General features: G+C 71.0%; 14 protein-coding genes and 1 pseudogene. 9 read left to right on the plus strand and 6 right to left on the minus strand.

The annotated features are described in order from the left end of the window. Positions 1–1,028, minus strand: a pseudogene (locus ACWIF2_RS01690) (IS200/IS605 family accessory protein TnpB-related protein); the annotation flags it as partial. 249 nt (positions 1,029–1,277) lie between these two features. On the opposite strand from ACWIF2_RS01690, the gene ACWIF2_RS01695 reads away from it, so the two are divergent. Then, on the plus strand, positions 1,278–2,282 hold the full coding sequence (locus tag ACWIF2_RS01695; RefSeq protein WP_454358018.1) for a DUF4349 domain-containing protein: 1,005 nt from the start codon (positions 1,278–1,280) through the stop codon (positions 2,280–2,282). A gap of 27 nt (positions 2,283–2,309) precedes the next feature. Then, positions 2,310–3,707, plus strand: a complete 1,398-nt coding sequence (locus ACWIF2_RS01700; protein WP_454358019.1) for an FAD-dependent oxidoreductase — start codon at positions 2,310–2,312, stop codon at positions 3,705–3,707. A 101-nt stretch (positions 3,708–3,808) separates the two neighbouring features. Here ACWIF2_RS01700 and ACWIF2_RS01705 read toward each other — a convergent pair whose 3' ends face one another. Further along, positions 3,809–4,141 (minus strand): hypothetical protein, encoded by a 333-nt coding sequence (locus ACWIF2_RS01705; protein ID WP_031109274.1) that lies wholly within the window; start codon positions 4,139–4,141, stop codon positions 3,809–3,811. A gap of 309 nt (positions 4,142–4,450) precedes the next feature. Continuing rightward, positions 4,451–5,518 carry a uroporphyrinogen decarboxylase gene (gene hemE, locus ACWIF2_RS01710; protein WP_454358020.1) on the minus strand — a complete coding sequence of 356 codons (1,068 nt, stop codon included), beginning with the start codon at positions 5,516–5,518 and terminating at the stop codon, positions 4,451–4,453. Positions 5,519–5,620: 102 nt separating this feature from the next. On the opposite strand from hemE, the gene ACWIF2_RS01715 reads away from it, so the two are divergent. The 3 genes from ACWIF2_RS01715 (at position 5,621) to ACWIF2_RS01725 (ending at position 8,771) form a co-directional block, all read left to right on the plus strand. Beyond that, the gene (locus ACWIF2_RS01715; protein ID WP_454358021.1) at positions 5,621–6,295 is read left to right on the plus strand and encodes a DUF3000 domain-containing protein; all 675 of its coding nucleotides are present in this window, start codon (positions 5,621–5,623) and stop codon (positions 6,293–6,295) included. A 337-nt stretch (positions 6,296–6,632) separates the two neighbouring features. Continuing rightward, positions 6,633–7,295 carry a response regulator transcription factor gene (locus tag ACWIF2_RS01720; RefSeq protein WP_184589340.1) on the plus strand — a complete coding sequence of 221 codons (663 nt, stop codon included), beginning with the start codon at positions 6,633–6,635 and terminating at the stop codon, positions 7,293–7,295. 186 nt (positions 7,296–7,481) lie between these two features. Further along, complete coding sequence (locus tag ACWIF2_RS01725; RefSeq protein ID WP_454358022.1) at positions 7,482–8,771, plus strand: ribonuclease D; 1,290 nt, start codon at positions 7,482–7,484, stop codon at positions 8,769–8,771. An 85-nt stretch (positions 8,772–8,856) separates the two neighbouring features. Here the strand turns inward: ACWIF2_RS01725 and ACWIF2_RS01730 are convergent, their stop codons facing one another. Genes ACWIF2_RS01730 through ACWIF2_RS01740 form a run of 3 tightly spaced genes read right to left on the minus strand, consistent with a single transcriptional unit; the run spans position 8,857 to position 11,875 of the window. Next, entirely contained in the window at positions 8,857–9,687 is an 831-nt protein-coding gene (locus ACWIF2_RS01730) for a carbohydrate ABC transporter permease (protein ID WP_454358023.1), read from the minus strand. Beyond that, complete coding sequence (locus ACWIF2_RS01735; RefSeq protein WP_454358024.1) at positions 9,684–10,562, minus strand: carbohydrate ABC transporter permease; 879 nt, start codon at positions 10,560–10,562, stop codon at positions 9,684–9,686. The genes ACWIF2_RS01730 and ACWIF2_RS01735 overlap by 4 nt, the downstream gene beginning before the upstream one ends. Further along, on the minus strand, positions 10,562–11,875 hold the full coding sequence (locus ACWIF2_RS01740; RefSeq protein WP_454358025.1) for an ABC transporter substrate-binding protein: 1,314 nt from the start codon (positions 11,873–11,875) through the stop codon (positions 10,562–10,564). Before ACWIF2_RS01740 ends, ACWIF2_RS01735 begins: the two co-directional genes overlap by 1 nt. A 164-nt stretch (positions 11,876–12,039) precedes the next feature. Here ACWIF2_RS01740 and ACWIF2_RS01745 point away from each other — a divergent pair, with 164 nt between their 5' ends. The 4 genes from ACWIF2_RS01745 (at position 12,040) to ACWIF2_RS01760 (ending at position 18,912) form a co-directional block, all read left to right on the plus strand. Further along, positions 12,040–14,409, plus strand: a complete 2,370-nt coding sequence (locus ACWIF2_RS01745) for a glycoside hydrolase family 2 protein (RefSeq protein ID WP_454358026.1) — start codon at positions 12,040–12,042, stop codon at positions 14,407–14,409. Next, positions 14,406–15,446 (plus strand): LacI family DNA-binding transcriptional regulator, encoded by a 1,041-nt coding sequence (locus ACWIF2_RS01750; RefSeq protein WP_454358027.1) that lies wholly within the window; start codon positions 14,406–14,408, stop codon positions 15,444–15,446. Before ACWIF2_RS01745 ends, ACWIF2_RS01750 begins: the two co-directional genes overlap by 4 nt. A gap of 122 nt (positions 15,447–15,568) precedes the next feature. Then, a complete protein-coding gene (locus tag ACWIF2_RS01755; RefSeq protein ID WP_454358028.1) occupies positions 15,569–16,786 on the plus strand; it encodes a thiolase family protein in 1,218 nt (405 codons plus the stop codon). Beyond that, positions 16,783–18,912 carry a 3-hydroxyacyl-CoA dehydrogenase NAD-binding domain-containing protein gene (locus ACWIF2_RS01760; protein ID WP_454358029.1) on the plus strand — a complete coding sequence of 710 codons (2,130 nt, stop codon included), beginning with the start codon at positions 16,783–16,785 and terminating at the stop codon, positions 18,910–18,912. The genes ACWIF2_RS01755 and ACWIF2_RS01760 overlap by 4 nt, the downstream gene beginning before the upstream one ends. The last annotated feature ends 138 nt before the right edge of the window (positions 18,913–19,050 follow it).

Consider the following 19,050-nt stretch of genomic DNA (forward strand, 5'->3'; position numbering starts at 1 on the left):
GCTGCCGGACAGGTCGTAGTGGAAGCGGCGGGGCCGGCCGATCGGGTTGCCGTGGACGTCGAGGCGCCAAACGGCCAGGTGGTCGGCGTTGGTGTCGACACCGATCACGCCGTGGGCGAGGGCGGCTTCGATCGGGACGGTCTGCACCGGCGGGATCTGCCAGGACGCCGTGACATACCAGCGCCCGCGCTGCACGTCGTGGTGGATGCGGTAGGCCACCGCCCGGTTGGCCTCCACACGATCGGCCCACTCCTGCCCCCGGTGCGGGAAGCGCACCCGCGCGGCGAGGACGTACCGGCCGTGCCCGGCGTTGGCCAGCTCGGCGAGCGGGGCCGGGAGCTTGATGCTGACCTCGCCGTCGGGCGTGATGCGCGGTCGTCTCGTTGCCGAAAGCGTTTCCCGGACTCCCCGTCAGCGGCGAGAAACCAGCGCCCGGCCTCCCAGCGGGTCCGCCACTGGGCCTCGGTGAGCTGCGCATCGTCGAGGTGGTGGCGGGTGCCCAGCAGCCGTCTGCCGCCCCGCACGACATGCATCCGGCCCGCTTCCCGGTCGGCGCGGACCTGGTTCAGCCGGTCTTCGAGGACCTGCAGGCGGCGCGACTTGCTGAACCACTCACGCGCCGATCGGTAGCCGCCCGGAGCGTGTTTGGTGCCCTTGGCGCCGACCGGGAGCGACAGGCGATGCCGGATCGCGGCGATACCGGCCTCGAGCGACTGCACATGCGCTGCCTGCCCGCGCCGGGCCAGTGCCCACTGGTCGTGCGTGGCCTTCGTGATCGACCCGGCCCACCGCGAGGACGACTCCGCCGTCAGCTCCCGCTTACGCGCCGCCCAGCTATCGGCGCAGTGTCCAAGCCCGTCCCTGCAGCGGGCTTTGAGGTCTTTCGACGCCAGCGATCCCAGATGCGCGCCCACCCGCTGGAGCACCTTCTCGTCCTCGGCCGTGAGGTGCTTCAGACGGTCCCGCACCGCCACACCGGACGGGCCGAGCGCGACGAACGGCGCCGCCACCTCCCGCAGTCCACCCACCGCCACCACCCTCCCCTCAAGGCACCGAGAACACCCGTCGTCACACCCAACGACCACCACCCAGAAAGGTCACCCGTTCGGAACAAGAACTCCCGTCCACCAACGCAAGCCCCCTGACAGCGCGGCCGTGCCCCGGTGTCCCGCACGAGTCCCGACCGTGACCGCATCGGAACCGTCCAGGACCAAACGTCAGGCGCCGTCCGGGCGTCGAAGAAGCGTCAGCGGAATCGAGCCCCGGGGGTAGCCCACATGCGCACACGACGAACCGCACGTCATCCGGTCCCGACCCTGGCCGCGCTCCTGCTGGCCGCGGCCCTCGCCCTCACCGGATGCAGCGGCGCGGGCGACGAGTCCGGCGGCAGCAGCGCCGACCGCGGAGTCGCCGCCCCGCAGGCCGACGACAAGGCGGGCGACACGTCCGGCGCGCAGGAGGCGGCGCCCGGCGGCGCCGGAAGCGGAGCCAGGGCGACCGCACCGCCGAAGCTCACCGCGAACCACATCATCCGCACCGCCTCGCTGACCGTCCAGGTCAAGGACGTCCCCAAGGCCCTGGAGGAGGCCCGCACCGGCACCGAGAACGCGGGCGGCTACGTCGGCAACGAGACCACCACCCGGGACGAGGACGGCCATGAGCGGACCCGGGTCGTGCTGCGCGTGCCCGTCGAGAAGTACGACCAGGTCCTCGCCGAGCTGGAGGGCGCCGGAAAACTCCTCGACCGCAACGCCAAGGCCGAGGACGTCACCGACCAGGTCGTGGACGTGGAGAGCCGGATCAAGTCGCAGCGCGCGAGCGTGGCCCGGATCCGCGAGCTGATGGACCAGGCCACCAAGCTCAGCGACGTGGTGACCCTGGAGGGCGAGTTGAGCACCCGCCAGGCCGACCTGGAGGCGCTGCTCGCCCGCCAGACGTCCCTGAAGGACCGCACGAGCCTGGCCACCATCACCCTCTCGCTGTCCGAGACCCCGGCGAAGAAGAAGGAGGCGAAGGACGAGGACCCGGGCTTCGTGGACGCGCTCGCGGGCGGCTGGAACGCCTTCGTGACGATGCTGCGCTGGCTCGCCGTGGCCCTCGGCGCGATCCTGCCGTTCGCCGCGGTGGCGGCCCTGATCACGCTGCTGTGGCTGCGGGTCGTCCGCCCCCGCCTCCCGCGCCGCCCGCGGCCCGCGCCCGCCACGAGCGCGCTCGGCCCGCTGCCGACGGCCCGCCCGGCCCCGGAGTCCGGGCAGCCGCGCACCCCCGGCGAGCAGGACTGAAATGCCCTGCTCCCGTAGCGTGTTCGCATGAGCATGAACCGTACGCGGGATACACGGGAGCGACTGGTCGTGATCGGCGGCGACGCCGCGGGGATGTCCGCGGCGTCGCAGGCACGCCGTCTGAACAAGCCCGACGAGCTGGAGATCGTGGCGTTCGAGCGCGGCCATTTCACGTCGTACTCGGCGTGCGGCATCCCCTACTGGGTGGGCGGCGACGTCCCGGACCGGGACCGGCTCATCGCCCGCACTCCCGAGGAACACCGCGCGCGGGACATCGATCTGCGGCTGCGCACCGAGGTCACCGAGCTCGACCCCGACGGACAGCGGGTACGCGCGCGTGACGTCGACTCCGGCGCCGAGTCCTGGACGTCGTACGACAAGCTCGTGATCGCGACCGGCGCCCGGCCGATCCGACCCGATCTGCCCGGGGTCGACGCGCCCGGGGTGCACGGGGTGCAGACGCTGGACGACGGGCAGGCGCTGCTCGACACGCTGACACGCACGCGCGGCCGTCGCGCGGTGGTCGTGGGGGCCGGCTACATCGGCGTGGAGATGGCCGAGGCGCTCATCAACCGCGGCTACGAGGTGACGGTCGTCAACCGCGGCAGCGAGCCCATGGCGACCCTCGACCCCGACATGGGCCGCCTGGTGCACGAGGCCATGGAGGGCCTGGGCATCACGATGGTGAACGACGCCGAGGTCACCGAGATCCTGACGGGCGACGACGGCCGGGTACGCGCGGTGGCCACGAAGGACCGCGACTTCCCCGCGGACGTCGTCGTGCTCGGCATCGGCGTACGCCCCGAGACGACGCTCGCCAAGGCGGCCGGCCTCCCGCTCGGCACGCACCACGGTCTGCTCACCGACCGCTCGATGCGGGTGCGCGGGTACGAGAACATCTGGGCCGGCGGCGACTGCGTCGAGGTCCTCGACCTGGTCTCCGGCCAGCAACGGCACATCCCGCTCGGCACCCACGCCAACAAGCACGGCCAGGTCATCGGCACCAATGCCGGCGGCGGCTACGCCACCTTTCCGGGCGTGGTCGGCACGGCCGTCAGCAAGGTCTGCGACCTGGAGATCGCGCGCACGGGACTGCGCGAGAAGGACGCCCACCGTGTGGGCCTGCGCTTCGAGGCGGTCACCATCGAGTCGACGAGCCGCGCCGGCTACTACCCGAACTCCTCCCCCATGACGGTCAAGATGCTCGCCGAACACCGCACGGGCCGCCTCCTAGGCGTTCAGATCGTGGGCAGGGAGGGCGCGGGCAAGCGCGTCGACATCGCGGCGGTCGCCCTCACGGCGGGCATGACGGCAGAACAGATGACGGCCCTGGACCTCGGCTACGCCCCACCGTTCTCCCCCGTCTGGGACCCGATCCTGGTAGCGGCCCGCAAGGCGGCGGCGAAGGTCCGCGAGACCTCATAGGGGCGGCGGGCGATGCCCTTCTTTCAGGGGCGCGGGGAACTGCGCGAACGGCCACGACGGCGCCGCACCCGGCCACGCACCCGCACCCCCACGGCGAACCCCTACGCAGTCCCAGCCGTACCGTTGATCCGGTCGATCGCCTGCCGCGCCTGCTCCGCCGGCGGCCGGGACGGCAACGAGGACACCGACGCGGGCGCCGCCGTCACCGCCGGCGGCTGCTCCCCGGCCGGCTTCGCGTGCGAGGCCACCCGGGTCGACCGCAACCGGTGGCTCACCGCCTCTTCCAGCGTCACGGGCCGTCGCAACTGGGTGGCCAGCCGCCCCGCGTCCTGGCCGAGACGGGCCACGTCCTCCCAGGGCAGCCGCACCACCAGCGTGAGCTCCGCCTCGCCGTCGGGCAGTGCGTGCATCGCGGGAGTAACTCGGTCGTTCATCGCCTGTTCCTCACGTCGGCCCCGCGACCCGCCTTCCCCGCGCCGCGGGCGGTTGCCGACACATACGCACGCCCCTACGGCAGCGTTCACCGGGCTCGGCGATTGCCGGGCGGCATGTCGACGCGGTCGTCATCGCCGGCTGTCCCGGGCGGTGCCGCGGGCGCGGCGGGCGGGAGCCCATGTGATCGCCGCCTCGATGATCGGCGGGGTCTGCCGGTGCTCCTGGCCCTGCCCGCGGCCGGCTGCCTGGCGGCTGATCCGGGCGACGCGGGAGGGCCCGTCGTCCTGACCCGTCCTGACCCCGTCCCGTCAGCGGGCGCTGTGCGTGTGCACGTACTCCACGAGCCGCGTCAGCGCGTCCGGGTCGGTGGACGGCATGACGCCGTGGCCGAGGTTGAAGACATGGCCCTCCAGGCCCGCCGCCGCGTCCAGGACCTCCCGGGTCTTCGCCTCGACGGCCTCCGTCGGGGCGAAGAGCACGGTCGGGTCGAGGTTGCCCTGGAGCGCCTTGCCGGGGCCGACGCGGCGGACGGCCTCGTCCAGCGGGACGCGCCAGTCGACGCCGACGACGTCCGCGCCGGCCTCGCCCATGAGGCCCAGCAGCTCGCCGGTGCCGACGCCGAAGTGGATGCGCGGTACGCCGTAGCCGGCCACGGCCTCGAAGACCTTCGCCGAGGCGGGCAGGACCGAACGCCGGTAGTCGACGGGGGCCAGGGCGCCGGCCCAGGAGTCGAAGAGCTGGACCGCGGAGGCGCCCGCCTCGATCTGCACCTTGAGGAAGGCGGTCGTGATGTCCGCGAGGCGGTCGAGCAGGTCGGCCCAGAGCTCGGGGTCGCCGTACATCATCGCCTTGGCGTTCTCGTACGTGCGGGACGGGCCGCCCTCGACGAGGTAGCTGGCGAGGGTGAACGGGGCGCCGGCGAAGCCGATGAGGGGCGTGGCGCCGAGCTCGCGCGTCAGCAGGCCGATGGCCTCGGTGACGTAGGAGACGTCCTCGGGGGTCAGGTCGCGCAGCTGCGCGAGGTCCGCCCGGGTGCGGATCGGGCGCTCGACGACCGGGCCGACGCCGGGCTTGATGTCGAGGTCGACGCCGATGGCCTTGAGCGGGACGACGATGTCGCTGAAGTAGATCGCCGCGTCCACGTCGTGCCGGCGCACCGGCTGGAGCGTGATCTCGGTGACCAGTTCCGGCCGCATGCAGGACTCGAGCATCGGAACGCCCTCACGGACCTTGCGGTACTCCGGCAGTGAGCGCCCGGCCTGCCGCATGAACCACACCGGGGTGTGCGGCACGGGCTCGCGCCGGCAGGCCTTGAGGAAGGCTGAGTCGTATGTGGCGGACGGCTGCTGGGCCCGGGGGGCGTCGTTGGCACTCACGGGGCCAAGTTTCGCACGCCGTCAAGGAGCGCGATTCAGCCCCTGGAGCGGTGCGGGGTGTCTAGCCCGGCACCCGGGGCCCGGTCCCCGTAACCTTCCCGCATGGCTGCGGCTCAGGGACGACTGTCGGACGGCGCTGGCGGAATGGACGAAGCGAAGGACACCGAGAACGACCGGAGGGAGGCGGACACCGCCCCGCTGCCCTTCCGGTCCGCCGTCGACGCGCTCAGGACGGCGCGGCTGCGGCCCCAGATCGAGATCGAGCCGACGCGCCCGCCGCAGCGGCTCGCCCCCTACACCTACGCGCTGGAGGCGGCGGTCGTCGACGGCGACCAGGACCTGGCCGACGGCCGGCTGGTGCTGCTGCACGACCCGGCGGGCCACGAGGCCTGGCAGGGCACCTTCCGGCTGGTGACGCTGGTACGCGCCGAACTGGAGCCGGAGATGGCGGCGGACCCGCTGCTGCCGGAGGTGTGCTGGACCTGGCTGACCGGCGCGCTCCAGGCGCGCGGGCTGGCGTGCGGGGAGCCGAGCGGCACCGTCACGCGCGCGAGTTCGCACTACTTCGGCGGTCTGTCCGCGCGCCCGGCCGCCTCACAGATCGAGATCCGCGCGTCGTGGACGCCGCGCGAGGGCATGGGCGGGGTTCCGGACACGGCCGGGCACCTGGCGGCCTGGTGTGATCTGCTCGCCCAGGTCGCGGGACTGCCGCCGGCCGGGCCGGGCGACGCGTCGGTGGTGACCCTGCCGCAGCGGCGGGGACCCCAGTCCCGCTGATCGCGAGCCTGCTGACCTACCCCTGACCGCCCCGCACTGATCGACCTTGTGCGGGGCGGTCAGCCATGTCCGGTCGACGATCACACCCGCATCCCCCTCTTGGCCGAATCACTTTGTCGATACGGCCACTTTCGACCGCGTAGCGACGCAGAGCGAAACCGTTCGACCTTCGAATGATCGACCGCGTGTCCGAATTGCACGGATTGTTATCACCGAATCGTGATCATTCTCTAAAGGCGGACGGGTTCGGTGCCGAAGACGACTGTGACCTTGAAAGCACGGTTCGTCCCGGCTTCATCCCCACGAGCCGGCCCCGTCCCGCACCCCAGGAGGCCTGGTGTCCGTTCTCCTCGAGCAGCCCGCAAGCCTGGTCGCCTACCGCCCGAACAAGCCGACCGCCATGGTGGTCGTGGCCGACCCGCGCGTCCGCTCCACCGTCACCCGCCACCTGTGGGCGCTCGGTGTGCGCGATGTCATCGAGGCCTCGTCCATCGCGGAGGCTCGTCCCCGCATCGGCAACCCCCGCGACATCTGCGTCGCCGACGTCCACCTGCCGGACGGCTCCGGCCTCACCCTGCTGTCGGAGACCCGCGCGGCGGGCTGGCCCAACGGCCTCGCCCTCTCCGCCGCCGACGACATCGCCGCCGTGCGCAACGCGCTCGCCGGCGGGGTGAAGGGTTACGTCGTCACCGGCACCCGTACCAACGTCGGGCTCCCCACCCGGCCGGGCGCCGCTCCCATCGGAGCCGCCGCCGCGCGTCTGCACCGCCGCCCCCCGGGTGCCCCGAGTCACCCGGGCGGCTACCGCGAACTGTCCGGCCGTGAGGTCGAGGTGCTGCGACTGGTCGCGGAGGGCCAGTCGAACAAGGCGATCGGCGTCTCGATGGGCCTGTCCGCGCTGACCGTCAAGAGCCACCTCGCCCGCATCGCCCGCAAGCTCGGCACGGGCGACCGCGCCGGCATGGTGGCGGTGGCGCTGCGGACCGGGATCATCCACTGACCCGCTCCGCCATGACCCTTTGTGATCATTCACTCACGTGAACGGGATCGGCCGCCGATCCCCTTCACCCCAGACGTGGCTCGCGAACCCCGTACTTCCCCGACGTGACTGGTTTGCGACCCTCGGGCGCCCGTCGACGGAACGGTCCCTCGGCGGGCGCTGTCCATACATGGATACCCTTGACAGGTGACCGACGCCCACGACACCGCAGCAGACAGCTCACTGCGAACCACCGGAGGCGCCCCTCCGGACGACGGCGGATCTTCTGCTACGGAGGCGCCGACCCCCTTGCTCGAGCCGCGCGAGGGCATTCCGCCCGTGATCGCGGACGAGACCGCCCTGGCCCGGGTGATCGCCGCCTTCGCGGCGGGGACCGGCCCGGTCGCCGTCGACGCCGAGCGGGCGTCCGGCTACCGCTACGGCCAGCGCGCCTACCTGGTGCAGTTGCGCCGTGAGGGCGCGGGCTCGGCTCTGATCGACCCCGTGGCCTGCCCCGACCTGTCCGCCCTGGGCGAGGCCCTCTCCGGCGTCGAGTGGGTGCTGCACGCCGCCACCCAGGACCTGCCCTGTCTGCGCGAGATAGGCATGGTGCCGACGCGGCTCTTCGACACCGAGCTGGCCGGCCGGCTCGCCGGGTTCCCCCGGGTCGGCCTCGGCGCGATGGTCGAGGGCGTGCTCGGCTTCGTCCTGGAGAAGGGACACTCCGCGGTCGACTGGTCCACCCGGCCGCTGCCCGAGCCGTGGCTGCGGTACGCGGCGCTGGACGTCGAGCTGCTCGTCGACCTGCGTGACGCGCTGGAGAAGGAGCTGGACCGGCAGGGCAAGCTGGAGTGGGCCCGCCAGGAGTTCGACGCGATCGCCTCGGCCCCGCCGCCGGAGCCGCGCAAGGACCCGTGGCGTCGTACGTCGGGCATGCACAAGGTGCGCCGGCGGCGGCAGCTGGCCGTTGTGCGGGAGCTGTGGCAGACCCGGGACCGGATCGCGCAGCGGCGGGACGTCTCGCCCGGCAAGGTGCTCGGGGACGCGGCCATCGTGGAGGCCGCGCTGTCCCTTCCGGCCAACGTGCACGCCCTCGCCGCGCTGAACGGTTTCGGACACCGGACGGGCAAGCGGCAGCTGGAACAGTGGCAGGCGGCCGTGGACCGGGCGAAGGCGCTGACCGAGGCGCAGTTGCCGCAGCCGGGGCAGCCGGTCGCGGGGCCGCCGCCGCCGCGGGCCTGGGCCGACAAGGATCCCGTCGCCGCGGCGCGGCTGTCCGCCGCGCGGGCGGGGGTTTCGGCGCTGGCTGAGCGGATCAACATGCCGCAGGAGAATCTGATCACGCCGGACACGGTGCGGCGGGTCTGCTGGGAGCCGCCGGGTGTGGTGGACGCGGAGTCTGTGAGCGCGGCTCTTGAGGGGTATGGGGCTCGGGCTTGGCAGGTGGAGTTGGTGACTCCGGTGCTGGTGGAGGCGCTGTCCGTGAAGGAGGCCTAGCCGCCGTAGCGGTCTTCGCCGTACGGCGGCTGCGGGGCGCATGTGGTCGTTCGCGCAGTTCCCCGCGCCCCTGAAAGAAGGGCGTCTACTTCGTGGCACCTCGAGTGAAGCCGTTGTAGATGAACCTCTGCAGGAACAGGAAGACGAGCAGCGTCGGGGCGATGACCAGGATCGCGCCTGCCGAGATGGTCTCCCAGTGGGCGCCGAAAGGGCCCTTGAAGCGGAACAGGGACGTCGAGATCACGCCAAGATCTTCGGAGGGCATGTAGAGGAAGGGGATGTAGAAGTCGTTGTAGACGTTGATCCCCTTCACGATCACGACCGTCGCGATCGCCGGTTTCAGCAGCGGGAAGATGATCTTCCGGTAGATCGTGAAGGCGTTGGCGCCGTCCAGCCGGGCCGACTCGTCGAGCGAGACCGGGATCGATCGTACGAACTGCAGGAAGATGTAGATCGAGACGATGTCCGTGCCCATGTAGAGCGCGATCGGCGCCCAGAGGCTGTCGAACATGCCGAAGCTGTTGACGATCTGGAAGGTGGCCACCTGGGTGGTCACCCCGGGGACCAGCGCGGCGACCAGGAACAGCGCCAGGACCAGCTTGCGGAAGCGGAACCGGAAGCGGTCGATGGCGTACGCCGTCATCGAGCCGATCAGGATCGTGCCCCCGATGGCGACCACCAGGATGATCGCCGTGTTGGCGAACGCCGAGAGCATCCGGCCGTCCTGGAACGCCGTCACGTAGTTGGAGAAGTTGAGCGGGTCGTCGGGCAGCGTGAGCGCGCCGCTGTCGTCCGCCATCTCCCCGGAGGTCTTCAGCGAGGTCAGGAAGACCACGGCCAGCGGCAGGAACACGACCAGTGTCGCGAGGACCAGGGACAGATACACGAGGGCCCGGGCCACCGTACGGCGTGTCATACGAGGTCCACCTTGTCGTCCGGGACGAGGCGCCGCTGCACCCAGGTCACCGCCAGGATGATCAGCAGCAGTACGACGGCCGCCGCCGAGGCGAGGCCCGTCTTGTTGAACTGGAAGGCCAGCTTCACGGTCTGGATCACGAAGGTCTCGGTGCCGGTCGCGCCGCCGGTCATGATGTACGGGATCTCGAAGACGGACAGCGACCCGGAGACGGACAGGATCACCGAGAGGCTCAGTACGGGCCGGATGCCGGGCGCGATGATGTGGCGGAACTGCTGCCAGCGGTTCGCCCCGTCGATCTCGGCCGCCTCGTACAACTCCCCCGGGATGGACTGGATCGCCCCGAGGAAGAGGACGAAGTTCAGGCCCATGTACCGCCAGACCGAGACGCCGGCGAGCGAGACGTTGGCCGAGGCGGGGGTGCCGAGCCAGGCGCGGTCGCCGTCGTAGCCGACGAGGCCCAGGATCGCGTCCAGGGTGCCGCCGTCCTGGAAGAAGTACAGGAAGACGAAGCCGATCGCGACGCCGTTGATCAGGTACGGGAAGAAGAGCACGCCCTTGAAGAAGTTGCGGAAGCGGACGTTGAAGCTCAGGACGGTCGCGAAGTAGAGCGCGGCGGCGATCTGCACCACGGAAGCGGCGAGGTAGTACCCGCTGACGAAGAACACCTCGAACAGCTCGGAGCGGGTGAAGAGTTCGGCGTAGTTCTCGGCGCCCGTGTAGTGCAGCTCGGGGCTGACACCGTCCCAGTCGGTGAAGCTGTACGCGACCATGTTGACGATCGGCGCGTAGGTGAACGTGATCAGCAGGAGGAGCGGGGCGAGGAGGAAGAGCCAGGGGGGCACGCCCCGCCACCGCCGGATGGACCGGGCCATCAGGACCCCAGGTTCCGCTGCGCCTCGGTCCACTTGTCGCCGAGTCCGGCCAGGAAGTCGTCCAGGCCGCCCTTGCGGGCGCCGCGGGCGAGGTCGACGAGGTCCTGGCGGTAGTCGGGCTTGTAGATGCCGACCTCGGACTGGTTGTCGATGGACTTGACCTCGGCGCCCTTGGTGTCGTCGATGTCGAGGAGCTTCACGCCCGCCTCCTCGTACGGCTTCAGGACGTCGGGCAGCGGGGCGTCCTTGAGGGGTGAGAGGGCGAGGTTGGCGTCCGCGTAGCCGGACTTGTCGGTGAACCAGTCGATCCAGGCGCGCGCGGCGGCCTTGTGGTCGGAGTTGACGTTGACGGCCTGCTGGTAGTCGGGGGACGTCACCGCGCAGAACGTGCCGTTCTTCTGGGCGGGGAAGGGCATGAAGCCGATGTCGGCCGGGTCGGTGCCCGCCTGCTTCGCCGCGGCCCGCATCTGCACGATCGCCCAGGAGCCGAGCCACATCGTGGCGATCTCGCCCTTGGCCAGCTTGGGCTTGGACGCCTCCCAGTTGGTGGTCGTCGGGTCCTTCTCGATCAGGCCCGACTTCACGATGTCGTGGAGCAGCGTGTCACCGACCCGCAGATCGGCACCGGCGGCCCAGGGGTCGCCCTCGGCGAGTCGCGTGGTGGCCCCGGTGTCGCAGCCGACCGAGCCGTTGACGTTCGTCCACTGGGTCAGCGGCCACATGTCCTTGAAGTTGGTGTAGTACGGCACCGCCTCGGACTTGGCCTTGATCGCCTTGAGGTCGTCGAGGAACTCGGCCGGGGTCGTGGGCCAGTCGGTGATGCCGGCCGCGCTCCACACCTTCTTGTTGTAGACGAAGCCGGGGACCACGCCGATCGGGCTCTGCCCGTAGACCTTGTCCCGCACGGTGGAGTAGTCGGTGAAGCGGTACTTCTCGCTCCGCTCGGCCCGGGTGCCCAGCGAGGCGAAGAACTTCGGGTAGTCCTTCTTCTCGATCACGGCCGGGATCATGAGGACGTCGCCGTAGTTCTCGGTGTTCATACGGATCTTGACCTCGCCCTCGTAGTCGGTGAGGCCCTCGAACTCGACCTTCACCTTGGGGTAGGTCTTGCTGAACTCGGCGGCGTACTTCTTCATCGTCCCGTCCTGCACGAGGTCGGTCCGGTGGGTGAGGACGGTGATGGTCCCGCTGACCTTGCCGGGATCGTCGGGCGCCTCGGCATCCGCGCCCTTGGAGGTGCCTCCGGTGCCGGTGCAGCCCGAGGCCAGCAGGGCGGCGCCCACGGCGAGGGCGAGGAGAGTACGGCGGTTCATGTGCATCAGCTCCGTTCGCGGAGGAGAACTCGGGACGGAAGAGCACGTGCGGTATGGCTGGTTCGGCACTCTGACAGCGCTTTCCTCAACCGGTAAAGTCCCATTCCCGCCAACGATGCGAAGCCTGGACACGACTCTTCACTGGACCGGTTAAGGGAGTGCGCATGCTGGAGGCCACACCGCTCGGCGACGGATGGATCCTGCGGCACGAGTCGGACACACTGCCGGCCTCCGTGCCGGGCTGCGTGCACACCGATCTGATGGCGGCCGGGGTGATCCCGGATCCGTTCCTGGGCCAGGGCGAGTCCGAGGTGGCGTGGGTGGGGCGCCGGGACTGGACGTACGAGCGGGAGCTCGGGGCCCCCGGCACACAGGAGCAGACCGACCTGGTCTTCGACGGGCTCGACACCGTCGCCGAGATCTCCCTGGACGGGCGGCCGCTGGGCACGGTGCGGAACATGCACCGCTCGTACCGGTTCGATGTGACGGGGCTGTCCGGGCCGCTGTCGGTGCGGTTCGTCTCCGCGTACGCGGAGGCCGAGGCCGTGCGGGGACGCCTGGGCGAACGGCCCGCCGCCTACGCCGAGCCCTACCAGTACGTCCGCAAGATGGCCTGCTCCTTCGGCTGGGACTGGGGGCCGACCCTGGTGACGGCCGGGATCTGGCGGCCGGTGCGCCTGGAGCACTGGTCCACGGCCCGGATCGCCCGGGTGCGTCCGCTGGTCACCGTCGAGGAGGGCGCGGGGGTTGTCGAACTGGCCGTCGATGTCGAGCGGACCCGGGTGGAGGTGCCGCTCGCCCTGGAGGCCACGGTGGGCGGGGTGCGGGCCCGCGCGGAGCTTGACGGGGCGCACGGCGTGGTACGACTGCGGGTGCCGGACGCGGAGCTGTGGTGGCCGCGCGGTTATGGCGAACAGCCGCTGTACAACGTCGAGTTGAGCTTGCTGGGCGATGGCGGCGCCCTGGACGTGTGGCGGCGGCGGATCGGCTTCCGGACCGTGGAGCTCGACCGGCGGCCCGACGCGCACGGCACCGGCTTCACTCTCGTCGTCAACGGCGAGCGGCTCTTCGCACGAGGCGTCAACTGGATCCCGGACGACGTCTTCCCGTCCCGGATCACCCGCGCGCGCTACCGGCGGCGGCTGGAGCAGGCGGCCGGGGCGGGCGTGGACCTCGTACGGATCTGGGGCGGCGGGATCTACGAGAGCGAGGACTTCTACGACGCCTGCGACGAACTCGGGCTGCTGGTCTGGCAGGACTTCCCGTTCGCCTGCGCGGCCTACCCGGAGGAGCAGCCGCTGCGCGGCGAGGTGGAGGCCGAGGCGCGGGAGAACGTCGTACGGCTGATGCCGCATCCGTCGCTGGTGCTGTGGAACGGCAACAACGAGAACCTGTGGGGCTTCCGGGACTGGGGGTGGGAGCCGAGGCTGGCGGGGGACTCCTGGGGCGAGGGCTACTACCTGGGCGTGCTGCCGCGTGTGGTGGCCGAGCTGGATCCGACCCGGCCGTACACGGCGGGCAGCCCCTGGTCCGGGTCCTGGCGGCATCACCCCAACGACCCGGCGCACGGCACGCACCACTCGTGGGAGGTGTGGAACCGGGAGGACTACGCCGACTACCGGCTGAGCGTGCCGCGGTTCGTCGCCGAGTTCGGCTGGCAGGCGCCGCCCGCGTACTCCACCCTGCGCCGGGCGCTGCCCGGGGAGGCGCTCGCGCCGGACTCCCCCGGCATGCTGCACCACCAGAAGGCCGACGACGGCAACGGCAAACTGGAACGGGGGCTGGCCCGGCATTTCGCCGTACCGGACCGGGACTTCGATCGCTGGCACTATCTGACGCAGGTCAACCAGGCGCGTGCGGTCGCCGCCGGGATCGAGCACTGGCGCTCGCACTGGCCGGTGTGCGCGGGCACGGTCGTCTGGCAGCTCAACGACTGCTGGCCGGTGACCTCGTGGGCGGCGGTCGACGGGGACGGCCGCGAGAAGCCGCTGTTCCACGAGCTGAAGCGGCTGTACGCGGACCGGTTGCTGACGCTCCAGGAGGGTGACGGCGGGCTGGTGCTGGCCGCCGTGAACCAGGGGGCGGAGGAGTGGAGGGGGACGCTGACCCTGCGCCGGATGTCCGTCGAGGGCGAGGTGCTGGGGCAGGCGGATGTGGAACTGGCGGCCGGGAGGCGGGCCGTGGCCCGGGTCGGTGTCCCGCCCGAGCTGACGCCCGACGGGCCGAAGGAGTTCCTGGTGGCGGACGCGGACGGCCTGCGGGCCCTGCACTTCCCGGTGCCGGACCGCGAAGTCCCCTACCCCGCACCGCGGTTCGATGTCGCACTCGCGCCCGGCGGTGTCACCGTGACCGCCCGCACCCTGGTCCGGGACCTGCTGCTCCAGGCCGACCGGCTGGATCCGGAGGCCCGGGCCGACCGGGGGCTGGTCACGCTGCTGCCGGGCGAAGAGGTGACCATCGGGGTGCTCGGCTGGAAGACTCCGGACGCCCGGCGTGCTCGTTCGGCCCTGTACTGCGTGGAGCCCACCCGATGACGGCAGCACCGCCCCCTCGCGTCACCATCAAGGACGTCGCCGCGCGTGCCGGTGTGTCCAAGGGTGCCGTGTCACTCGCCTTCAACCACAAGCCGGGCCTGTCGGAGGCAACCCGGGACCGGATCTTCCGGGCCGCGCGGGAGCTGGGCTGGGCACCGAACCTCACGGCGCGGACGCTGGCCGGTTCGCGCGTGGACGTGGTGGGTCTCGCGGTGTGCAGGCCGGCGCGGATGCTGGGGCTCGAGCCCTGGTACATGGACTTCGTCTCGGGTGTGGAGAGCGTGCTGGCCGAGCACTCCTGCTCGCTGCTGCTGAGGCTCGTACGGAACCTGGAGGAGGAGACCGGGGTCCAGGAGGCGTGGTGGCGGGGGCGGCAGGTCGGCGGGTCGATCCTGGTCGACTTCCGCGCCGACGATCCCCGGGTGGGCCTGGTGGAGCGGCTCGGGCTGCCGGTGGTCGCGGTCGGGCATCCCTCGCTGACCAGGGGGCTCACCTCGGTGTGGACGGACGACGCCACGGCCGTGACGGAGGCGGTGCGCTATCTGGCGGCGCTCGGGCACCGGCGGATCGCCCGGGTCGGCGGTGCGGCGGCCCTCGGGCACACGGCCATCCGGACGGCGGCCTTCGACGAGGCGGCGGGAGCGCTGGCACTGGCCGGGGCGTGGCAGGTCGCGACGGACTTCTCCGGGGACGCGGGGGCGCGGGCGACGCGGTCCCTGCTGACGGCCGCGCCGCCCGACCGGCCGACGGCGATCGTGTACGACAACGACATCATGGCGGTGGCGGGGCTGTCGGTGGCGGCGGAGATGGGGCTGCGGGTGCCGGACGACGTCTCGCTGCTGGCGTGGGACGACTCGCAGCTGTGCCGGCTGACGCATCCGACGTTGTCCGCGATGAGTCATGACGTGCACGGGTTCGGAGCGGAGGTGGCCCGGACGCTGTTCGGGGTGATCACCGGAGAGGGGGCGGCTGGATCGCATCCCGTGCCCACGCCCGTACTGACCCCTCGGGGATCCACGGCACCCCCGAAGGTGTGACCTTCACCGCTCCGCCTGTCAGGACTGTGCAGCTACGTTACCCATAAGTAGCATGGGCCTGAGCGCGCGCTCAGCGCACCTCGCAGCAGCAATGCAGTTCCGGACCCTGGAGGAGAGCCATCGTGCCTCGTACCGTCAGGGACGTCGTCTTCGTCGACGGCGTCCGCACCCCGTTCGGCAAGGCGGGACCGAAGGGCATCTACCACGAGACCCGTGCCGACGACCTCGTCGTGAAGGCGATCCGGGAGCTGCTGCGCCGCAACCCCGGTCTCGACCCGAAGAAGATCGACGAGGTCGCCATCGCCGCGACCACGCAGATCGGTGACCAGGGCCTGACCATCGGCCGCACGGCCGGGATCCTGGCCGGTCTCCCGCAGTCCGTCCCGGGCTACTCCATCGACCGCATGTGTGCCGGCGCCCTGACGGCCGTGACCACGGTCGCCGGTTCCGTCGCCTTCGGCGCCTACGACGTCGCCATCGCCGGCGGTGTCGAGCACATGGGCCGCCACCCCATGGGCGAGGGCGTCGACCCGAACCCGCGGTTCGTCAGCGAGAAGCTGGTCGACGAGTCGGCCCTGTTCATGGGCATGACCGCGGAGAACCTGCACGACCGCTACCCGCACATCACCAAGCAGCGCGCCGACGAGTACGCCGTGCGTTCCCAGGAGAAGGCCGCCAAGGCCTACGCCAACGGCAAGATCCAGGCCGACCTGGTGCCGATCTCGGTCCGCCGTACCTCCCCCGAGGCCGGCGAGACGGGCTGGGGCCTGGTCACCGCCGACGAGCCGATGCGCCCGGGCACGACCCTGGAGAACCTCTCCGGCCTGAAGACCCCGTTCCGGGTGCACGGCCGGGTCACCGCCGGTAACGCGGCCGGTCTGAACGACGGCGCCACCGCCTCGGTCATCGCCTCCGAGGACTTCGCGCGGGAGAACGACCTCCCCGTGAAGATGCGCCTGGTCTCCTACTCCTTCGCGGGCGTCGAGCCGGAGGTCATGGGCTACGGCCCGATCCCGGCCACCGAGAAGGCGCTGGCCCAGGCCGGCCTGTCGATCTCCGACATCGGTCTGTTCGAGGTCAACGAGGCCTTCGCCGTCCAGGTCCTGGCCTTCCTCGACCACTACGGCATCGCCGACGACGACGCGCGCGTCAACCAGTACGGCGGCGCCATCGCCTTCGGCCACCCGCTGGCCTCCTCCGGCGTCCGGCTGATGACGCAGCTGGCCCGCCAGTTCGAGGAGCAGCCGCACGTCCGCTACGGCCTGACCACCATGTGCGTCGGCTTCGGCATGGGCGCGACGGTCATCTGGGAGAACCCGCACTTCGAGGGGGACAAGTGAGCACCACCGCCGAGCTTCTCAAGCAGGCTTCCGAGCTGTTCCCGGACGAGGTCGTCACGAGTGCGCACGTACGCCACTTCGACCTCCCCCTCGGTGCCGGGCGCTTCGCCCTGATCACCCTGGACAACGGGCACGACCACACCAAGCCGACCACCTTCGGCCCGGCCTCGCTGGCCAACCTCGACGCCGCGATCGACCAGGTCGAGAAGGAGGCGGCGGACGGCGAGATCGTCGGCGTCGGCCTCACCGGCAAGCCGTTCATCTTCGCGGTCGGCGCCGACCTCAAGGGCGTGGAGATCCTCAAGGAGTACGAGCACGCTCTCGCCATCGGCAAGGGCGGCCACGAGGTCTTCAAGCGGCTGTCCAAGCTGGCGGTCCCGACCTTCGCGTACTACAACGGCGCCGCGATGGGCGGCGGTGTCGAGGTCGGTCTGCACTGCACCTACCGGACCGTCTCCGCGGCCCTCCCGGCGTTCTCGCTCCCCGAGGTCTTCCTCGGTCTGGTGCCCGGCTGGGGCGGCTGCGCCCTGCTGCCGAACCTGATCGGCCCCGAGAAGGCCGTCTCGGTGATCATCGAGAACAGCCTCAACCAGAACAAGCAGCTCAAGGGCAAGCAGGTCTTCGAGCTCGGGATCGCCGACGCGATCTTCGAGGGCGCGGACTTCCTGGAGCAGTCGCTGATCTGGACCGCGGCCGTCCTCAAGAACGAGATCGAGATCGAGCGCCCGGTGATCGACCGCGGCGAGGCCTGGGACCAGGCCGTCGCCAAGGGCCGTTTCATCGCGGACTCCAAGGTGCACGGCGCCGCCCCGGCCGCCTACCGCGCCCTGGACATCATCGCCGCCGCCAAGAACGGCGACCTCCAGCAGGGCTACGACGCCGAGGACAAGGCGCTCGCCGACCTGATCATGGGCGGTGAACTGCGCTCCGGCATCTACGCCTTCAACCTGGTGCAGAAGCGCGGCAAGCGCCCGGCCGGTGCCCCGGACAAGAACCTGGCCCGCCCGGTCACCAAGGTCGGTGTCGTCGGCGCCGGTCTGATGGCCAGCCAGCTGGCGCTGCTGTTCCTGCGCCGCCTCGAGGTGCCGGTCGTGCTGACCGACATCGACCAGGAGCGCGTCGACAAGGGTGTGGGCTACGTCCACGCCGAGATCGACAAGCTGCTCGGCAAGGGCCGTATCAACCAGGACAAGGCCAACCGCCTCAAGGCGCTGGTGTCCGGTGTGCTGGACAAGGCCGAGGGCTTCGCGGACGCCGACTTCATCATCGAGGCGGTCTTCGAGGAGATCGGCGTCAAGCAGCAGGTGTTCGCGGAGGTCGAGGCGGTCGCCCCGGCGCACGCCATCTTCGCGACGAACACCTCCTCGCTGTCGGTCTCCGAGATGGCGTCGAAGCTGAAGAACCCCGAGCGGGTCGTGGGCTTCCACTTCTTCAACCCGGTCGCGGTCCTCCCGCTCCTGGAGATCGTGCGCGGCGAGAAGACCGACGACGCCTCCCTGGCCACGGCGTTCGCCGTCGCCAAGAAGCTGAAGAAGACCGCGGTCCTCACCAAGGACGCCCCGGCGTTCGTCGTGAACCGCATCCTGACGCGCTTCATGGGCGAGATCCAGAACGTCATCGACGAGGGCACCCCGGTCGCGGTCGCCGAGAAGGCCGTCGAGCCGCTCGGTCTGCCGATGTCGCCGCTGGTCCTGCTGGAGCTGGTCGGCCCGGCGATCGGTCTGCACGTCTCGGAGACGCTCAACAGGGCGTTCCCGGACCGCTTCACGGTCTCCCCGAACCTCGCGGCCGTCGTCAAGGCGGGCAAGCGCGGCTTCTACGTCTACGACTCCGGCAAGCCGGAGCTGGACCCCGAGGTCGCCGCGCTGCTGAAGCAGGGCGACTCCGTCCTGACCGAGGAGCAGGTCCGCGACCGCGTCCTGGACGCCGTGGCGCAGGAGATCGGGCTCATGCTCGACGAGGGCGTCGTCGCCGAGGCGCAGGACATCGACCTGTGCCTCATCACGGGCGCCGGCTGGCCGTTCCACCTGGGCGGCATCACGCCGTACCTGGACCGCGAGGGCGTCTCCGAGCGGGTCAACGGCAAGAGGTTCCTCGCGCAGGGTGTGGCGAGCATCCCCGCGTAACGCGTAACCCCTGAGGGGGGTGGGGCGTACGGTAACAATCCGTGCACCCGCCCCCCTTTTTGTATGCACGCACAGATAGGATCCTCACACAATCCGACCATTGTTTACCCGGCTCTGACGGTCTCCACCAGAGGCCAC

Source organism: Streptomyces sp. NPDC055506 (assembly GCF_053643595.1).

Excerpts from the sequence above, each read along its gene's own strand:
- ACWIF2_RS01695 (WP_454358018.1), top strand. The coding sequence starts at position 1,278 with ATGCGCACACGACGAACCGCACGTCATCCGGTCCCGACCCTGGCCGCG.
- ACWIF2_RS01750 (WP_454358027.1), top strand. The coding sequence starts at position 14,406 with ATGACGGCAGCACCGCCCCCTCGCGTCACCATCAAGGACGTCGCCGCG.
- ACWIF2_RS01705 (WP_031109274.1), bottom strand. The coding sequence starts at position 4,141 with ATGAACGACCGAGTTACTCCCGCGATGCACGCACTGCCCGACGGCGAG.
- ACWIF2_RS01735 (WP_454358024.1), bottom strand. The coding sequence starts at position 10,562 with ATGGCCCGGTCCATCCGGCGGTGGCGGGGCGTGCCCCCCTGGCTCTTC.
- ACWIF2_RS01700 (WP_454358019.1), top strand. The coding sequence starts at position 2,310 with ATGAGCATGAACCGTACGCGGGATACACGGGAGCGACTGGTCGTGATC.
- ACWIF2_RS01740 (WP_454358025.1), bottom strand. The coding sequence starts at position 11,875 with ATGAACCGCCGTACTCTCCTCGCCCTCGCCGTGGGCGCCGCCCTGCTG.
- ACWIF2_RS01730 (WP_454358023.1), bottom strand. The coding sequence starts at position 9,687 with ATGACACGCCGTACGGTGGCCCGGGCCCTCGTGTATCTGTCCCTGGTC.
- ACWIF2_RS01715 (WP_454358021.1), top strand. The coding sequence starts at position 5,621 with ATGGCTGCGGCTCAGGGACGACTGTCGGACGGCGCTGGCGGAATGGAC.
- ACWIF2_RS01745 (WP_454358026.1), top strand. The coding sequence starts at position 12,040 with ATGCTGGAGGCCACACCGCTCGGCGACGGATGGATCCTGCGGCACGAG.